At 58.1% G+C, this 5,937-nt stretch carries 5 protein-coding genes, 1 tRNA gene and 1 pseudogene; 2 read left to right on the top strand and 5 right to left on the bottom strand.

Annotated features, from left to right (window positions below; all coding sequences use genetic code 11):
• Together TX82_RS05955 and TX82_RS05950 are read right to left on the bottom strand one after the other, a co-directional pair.
• A pseudogene (locus TX82_RS05955) lies at positions 1-1,330 on the bottom strand (ATP-binding protein); the annotation flags it as partial.
• 398 nt (positions 1,331-1,728) lie between these two features.
• A complete protein-coding gene (locus TX82_RS05950; protein ID WP_005008086.1) occupies positions 1,729-2,430 on the bottom strand; it encodes a response regulator in 702 nt (233 codons plus the stop codon).
• 96 nt (positions 2,431-2,526) lie between these two features.
• Between TX82_RS05950 and TX82_RS05945 the strand changes: the two genes are divergently transcribed.
• A complete protein-coding gene (locus TX82_RS05945; RefSeq protein ID WP_005008084.1) occupies positions 2,527-3,084 on the top strand; it encodes a hypothetical protein in 558 nt (185 codons plus the stop codon).
• Positions 3,085-3,597: 513 nt separating this feature from the next.
• On the opposite strand, the gene TX82_RS05940 is transcribed toward TX82_RS05945, so the two are convergent.
• Both TX82_RS05940 and TX82_RS05935 read right to left on the bottom strand, forming a co-directional pair.
• On the bottom strand, positions 3,598-4,224 hold the full coding sequence (locus TX82_RS05940; protein ID WP_005008077.1) for a class I SAM-dependent methyltransferase: 627 nt from the start codon (positions 4,222-4,224) through the stop codon (positions 3,598-3,600).
• 33 nt (positions 4,225-4,257) lie between these two features.
• Entirely contained in the window at positions 4,258-4,989 is a 732-nt protein-coding gene (locus TX82_RS05935; protein WP_005008075.1) for a TlpA family protein disulfide reductase, read from the bottom strand.
• 148 nt (positions 4,990-5,137) lie between these two features.
• Between TX82_RS05935 and TX82_RS05930 the strand changes: the two genes are divergently transcribed.
• Complete coding sequence (locus TX82_RS05930) at positions 5,138-5,692, top strand: DUF2059 domain-containing protein (RefSeq protein WP_005008073.1); 555 nt, start codon at positions 5,138-5,140, stop codon at positions 5,690-5,692.
• A gap of 107 nt (positions 5,693-5,799) precedes the next feature.
• Here TX82_RS05930 and TX82_RS05925 read toward each other — a convergent pair.
• Positions 5,800-5,876 (bottom strand) — tRNA-Asp (locus tag TX82_RS05925).
• Positions 5,877-5,937: the final 61 nt, after the last annotated feature.

Below are 5,937 nucleotides of genomic sequence, written 5' to 3'. Positions count from 1 at the left end.
ATCGTGCTTTCCACGCTCACTTTGCCACCGTGCGCCTGCGCGATGTGCTTGACGATCGCAAGCCCGAGTCCGGTCCCCCCATCTGTCTGCTTCGGGCCTTGTCCACACGGTAAAACCGCTCGAACAGGCGCGGCAGGTGTTCACGCTCGATACCCCGTCCCTGGTCCTTGACCGACACCACCACCTGCCGGTGCGCCGTGACCGCCGCCACTCGGATCGCCGTGTCGTCCCCACTGTACTTGATGGCGTTGTCCACCAGGTTCACCACCGCCTGTTCCATGAGCGGCGGATTGAGTGCCACCTGGAGCGCCGGGTCGCAATCGATTTCGATGCCGATGTTTTTCCCCAGCGCCCGCGCGTTGCACTGCTGAACCGCTGTTTCCAATAATGCGCGCAGTTCTGTTTTCTGAATGACAATACCTTCCTTCTCCGAATCCTGCTCGATGCGCGACAGGCTGAGCAGGTCGTTAATGATGGCGTTCAGGCGGTCGGCCTGCTTGGCGACGATCTGTAAAAACCGTTCGGCATTTTCCGGTTCGTTGAGCGCGCCGCTGAGCAGGGTTTCAACGAAGCCCTTGATCGAGGTGATCGGCGTGCGCAGTTCGTGCGACACGTTGGCGACGAAATCGCGCCGCACGTTTTCCAGCCGGCGCAGACGCGTGACGTCGTTGAGCACAATCACCGCGCCGATGGTGGTGTCGCCCGCGTCCTTGAGGACGGTGCCCACCGCCTGCAGGTAGTGTTCTTCATCGGGCCGGTCAAGGACGAGATCGCTTTCCACCGGCTCCCGGCTTTTGAGCGCTTCTCGTATGAACTGCTGGATCTGCGAATGACGGAACACCTCGGGCACGCTCCGCCCCTGCGCCTCTTCCACTCGCACTTCGAGAAACCGCGCCGCCGACTGGTTGATGCTGATGATGGCCTCGTCGCTGTCCACGGCGATGACTCCTTCCACCATGCTGGCGAGAATGGCTTCCTGCTCGTTGCGCTGGGCGGTGATGGTGCGAATGCGGTCGTCCAACTGCGCCGCCATGGTGTTCAGCGCGTCGGCGAGGTTGTCGATGTCCTCGGGTCCTTCCACGTGTATGCGCGAACGCAGGTCCCCCTTGGCGAACCGCTCGGCGTGCTCCTTCATCGCGAGCAAAGGACGGCTGATGCGCCGCGACACGAACAGGCTGATGGGCGTGGCGATGAGCGCGATGACGAGCCCGGCCAGCGCAATCTTGTAGGTGATGCCCTCCAGCGTTTCGTGAATCAGCGTGAGCGGCAGGGCCGTGCGCACCACGCCGGTGACCTGTCCGCTATGACGATACGGCACGGCGACGTACATCAAATCTTCTTTCAGCGTGTGGCTGTAGCGTTGCGATGACCCGTGCCCGCCCTTGAGCGCCTGGCCCACTTCCGGCCGCGTCGCATGATTGTCCATCTGCAACGGGTCGCGGTGCGAATCGGCGATCACTTTGCCTTTCTTCGTGATGAGCGTCACCCGCATGCCGCCCGCACGGCTGAGTTCGTCCGCCAGCTGGCGCAGGCGGCGATGCTGGCCGGACTGGAACAGGTCCTGCGTCTGCGTGCGCACCAGGTTGGCGCGCGCCTCCAGGTCCTTAAACGTGCGTTCGTATAAAAAGTCGTGGAGGGAGCTTAAGGAGTACCAGCCGATGGCGCCGAGCGCGATGAATGTAATAAGGAGGTAGGAGAGGTAGATCTGGTGATGGAGGGTTTTGTTGATCATGCGTCGTCTTGAAAACGGTATCCCACTCCGCGCACCGTCTCGATGTAGTCGGCGCAGTCGCCCAGCTTCTTGCGCAGGCCGACGATCTGGAAATCGACCGAGCGGTCGGTGACGGCGTGGTCCTCGCCGCGGATGGCATCGACCAGTTGCCCGCGCGTGAACACCCAGCCGGGGCGCGACGCCATGATTTCCAGGATGCGGAACTCGGTGAACGTGAGGTCGAGTTTTTTGCCCTTCACCTTCGCCTCGTGACGGCCGGGGTGGATGGTGAGGTCCTTCACCGTGAGGACGCCGTTGCTGTCCACAGCGGGTTTCGCGGCCTCTCCCCGGCGGCGCAGGACGGCGCGCACGCGGCTCAGGAAAATTTTCGGGCTGAAGGGTTTGGTGACGTAGTCGTCCGCGCCCATTTCCAATCCCATCACCACGTCGCTTTCCTCGCCCCTGGCTGTGACCATGATGATGGGGATGGCGCGCAGGTCGGCGTCGTTTTTCATGGAGCGGCAGACGTTGAGGCCGTCGATGCCGGGGAGCATGAGGTCGAGCACCACGAGGTCCGGCGCTTCCTTCTCCACCTGCTTGAGCGCCTTCTCGCCCGTGTCCACGCAGGTGACCTGAAACGCCTCGCGCGCGAGGTTGTAACGGATCAGTTCCTGAATGTCCTCCTCGTCCTCCACCACCAGGATTTTTTCTGCAGTCATGCGACCCTCCAAAAATGGTTCAATATCGTACCATTAAACGGCCGCCGTGTTGGAATCCGGTTAGCGTTTTGTTTGGATGTGTGGAGGGAGGGGGTAATGGGCGGCAAGGACAGGCACCCAAATCAGGGAACAGGCCGGAAGACCGGAAAATTTGCATTTCCCGCAAACCCCCTTACCATAGAAATTATGAAAATTATCAATCAGTACAGCAGGCGGCTTCCATTCAATATTGAAAAACTAACCAGAAAGCTGCTTAAAGCAGTCCCCAATGAGCATTTAGTAGGATTGGATTCCATTACTCTGATGGATGAATTTCAACAAAATAAATACAAAAATGCTTTAGGTCTGTATCGAAAAAAACACGGACTGCAACCGGCTAGAATCGAGATCGCTCTTGGGAACATTTACGGCACCAGCCCCTTTATACTTTGCCTGATTCCCCTTGCGGGAAAATTGTTATATGCAAAGGTGCTATTCCACGAAATTGGCCATCATTACCAGTATTTCACTCATAGTGTATCCAAAAAGGAAGCGGAGGGCTTTGCAGAGAATTATGGAAAACGACATACCGTCAAAGCCATAAAGGGATGGCTCTATGTCTTAAGGCCATTGCGACCCGCTATCCGTTGGATCAACTCAAAATTGGACGATTGAATTTTGAGATACATTCTCATATACAAATTGATTTATGTGATTCTTCTAACTTCGAATCTCGTATTAATTTTGGTTGGTATGAGGATCGATGGAGTTTCAGACTTGGATGTTTTGTTTTTAGCGATAACAAGCTTATGGCTCGCTGTTAATTTTTTGATTTGATCCAAATAAAAATAAAACCCTGAGCAAAGGACTCTACAAAAGGGAACTGGCCATTTCATTCTCCCGGCTTGGGGCCATCGTGATTCTTCCCACCGGAGTCGGCCCGTTTCTTTTAATGTTCAGTCCGATATTTTTTGTTTTCTGGAGCCCCATCTTTACAAGGTTAGGCGAAAGTTATACAAGCGATTCCAATGAAGGCCTCGTATTCTTTGGATACCATTTTCTTTTGCTCACACTTTTTCTTCTTGAATTGCTGAACATGCGGCTGGCGAATAAAAACATGGCTTATCGAATTTAAAATCAGAAAAAACGCAAGTTGCAAAACTTCCTAACCAATCTCTGCAACAATATCTACACGGTTCCGCCAACCACCGCTTTCCCTCCGTACATATAAGTAAACAGTTTCGGGCCGTCGAGGTAGAAGTTTTCGCACTCGTGGAGGGTGAAGCCGGAGTCTTCGATGAGTTTGGCGATAGGGCGGTTCACGTGGCATCCCCCGGCGATGCATTTCTGAATGGGGTTCCATCTATCCTGCCAGCGGGCAATGTCGGGATCGGGGTCTCTGCCGTGCTCCAGAAAATGATAAACCCCGCCGGGCTTGAGCACGCGTTGGAATTCCTTGAGCGCGGCGGGGGCATCCGGAATGGTGCACAGGGTGAAGGTGGTGACGACGGCGTCCACCGACTGATCCGGCAGGTCGATGACGCCGTTTTCTTTTAGAGCGGCGAACTCGACGGGAAACGGCGCGCGGCGGATGCGCCTGGTCGCGAGCTTCCGCGCCACGCGGGAGGGGTCGAGCGCATACAACTTCTCCACCGCATCGGGATAAAACGGCAGGTTGAGTCCGGAGCCGAGCCCCACCTCCAGCACCGCGCCCCGCGCGCCCGTTACCGCGCGTTCGCGCACCGCATGGAACCGTTTGCCCGACAGCACCCAGTCGATGCCGCGCGGCAGGATGTGTTCCTCATAAAATCCCATCGGACCCCTTCTCCGCGCGGCGCGGTTTTCCGCCTAACCGGCGCGGGCTTCCGTGGCGGGTTGAGGCCGGTGGGTTTCCTCCTGGCGCCGGCCCTGCTGTTCCACCACCTTGTGGTTTTTCAGCAGGCGCGGGATGGATTTCGCCAGGTCCCAGAACGCCAGCCGCCCGCCCCGCGCCAGCACGCGGTACATGGTGTACGGCGTGGGGAAGTCGGGTCCGTACAGGTCCCGGTGACGCACATTCGCAAAGTCGCCGGACTTTAAAATCTCCTCGACCTTGTCCGGGTGATTCCAGTTGCCGCGGAAGATGACCGTGCCTTCGGCGTTGATGACGTACACCATGTTGGGAAAGCCGCCCAGCTTCTGATGCGCGTTGCCGTCGAGATCGTCCACCAGGATCTGCCGCTTCTCGCCGTCCTTTTCCGCGACCATGCCCGCACAGCGGCGCTTGTCCTCGATGTCCTTATGCTCGTGCAGTTCCTCACCGGGGTGCGCCTCGCGCACGTAGAGGGTGAGGAACTTGACGTCCGGGTACTCGCGCGCGAGCCGGTTCATCGGCCGGATCTCCTGCACGTAGATGGGGCAGGTGACGCTCCCCGTCTCCAGCACCACCGGTTGGCCGCGAAAATCCGAAAGCCGCACGGGCTGGCCGGTGAGGTCCGTCACCGCAATATCGGGAATGGTCTCGCCGGGTTTGGGTCCGGGAAACTCTGCAAAATCGTAATATTCGTGGGAAAAGCGGGGGTAGTTGTAGGCCGTGTCCATGGAAGACCTCCTGATTCCGGTCCGCGGCCGCGCCGGAGGCAAACCCGGGCGCCGCGAATCCGATTCAACGATGCCTTTTCTTTTTCGGTAGTCGGGTTATAGTGGTAAGGATTTCATTTTTTCTTTCCAATTTCAAGGAGGGGCGGCAATGAGCACCTGGCAGACGATCAAAAAAACGATGACCGTGGGGCTGGTCTTGCTGGCCGGGTGGGCGCTGGCCCTGCCCGCCTGGGCGGAAATGGACCCCGCCAAGAAACGCGACATCCAGACACTGATGGAAGTCTCCGGCACCATCGAGAGTCTGAAACAGTTCCGGCCGCTGATGCTGCAGAGCTATTCCAACATCCTGAAAACGGCGTACAAGGACAAAAACCTGCCGCAGGGGTTCTGGGACGAGTTCATGAACACCATCATCACCGACGCCGATCTCGAAAGCCTGGTGGACGAGATCCTGCCGGTCTACGACCAGAATTTCACGCACGATGAAATCCGCGAACTGATCACGGCCTTCCGGACGCCCGCGTACCGCAAATGGGTGCAACGGTTGCCGACGATGATGCAGGCGTCCTCCGAGGCCGGGCGCAAGTGGGGCCGAAGCCTGGCGCAGTCGGGCGTGATCCAGCAGAGGCTGGAGACGTTGAAGATGAAATACAACCTGGGGGAACCCAGCGAGGGCGCACCGCAGGGCGGCGGTATGCGCTGATGAGGGAACGTTCCGCCGGACGGGAACCTCAGCCAAAAAAAATCGCCCGATTCGTCAACTGAAAATCGGGCGTTCGGCTGGACCGTGTTCACGGCCTGCAGAAAAAATGGCGGGGCCGACGAGACTCGAACTCGCGACCTCCGGCGTGACAGGCCGGCGTTCTAACCAACTGAACTACGACCCCGCTCTGGTGTCGTGGGGGGACGGGCCTTGTCCCCGGGTACTGCATGTCACAAGAATCCGGC

The sequence above is a fragment of the Nitrospina gracilis 3/211 genome (assembly GCF_000341545.2).
Lineage (GTDB): Bacteria > Nitrospinota > Nitrospinia > Nitrospinales > Nitrospinaceae > Nitrospina > Nitrospina gracilis.
This window is presented reverse-complemented; position numbering and strand designations above follow the sequence as displayed.

Coding starts and splice junctions, on each gene's coding strand:
- TX82_RS05950 (WP_005008086.1), bottom strand. CDS start 2,430: ATGACTGCAGAAAAAATCCTGGTGGTGGAGGACGAGGAGGACATTCAG.
- TX82_RS05945 (WP_005008084.1), top strand. CDS start 2,527: ATGGGCGGCAAGGACAGGCACCCAAATCAGGGAACAGGCCGGAAGACC.
- TX82_RS05940 (WP_005008077.1), bottom strand. CDS start 4,224: ATGGGATTTTATGAGGAACACATCCTGCCGCGCGGCATCGACTGGGTG.
- TX82_RS05935 (WP_005008075.1), bottom strand. CDS start 4,989: ATGGACACGGCCTACAACTACCCCCGCTTTTCCCACGAATATTACGAT.
- TX82_RS05930 (WP_005008073.1), top strand. CDS start 5,138: ATGAGCACCTGGCAGACGATCAAAAAAACGATGACCGTGGGGCTGGTC.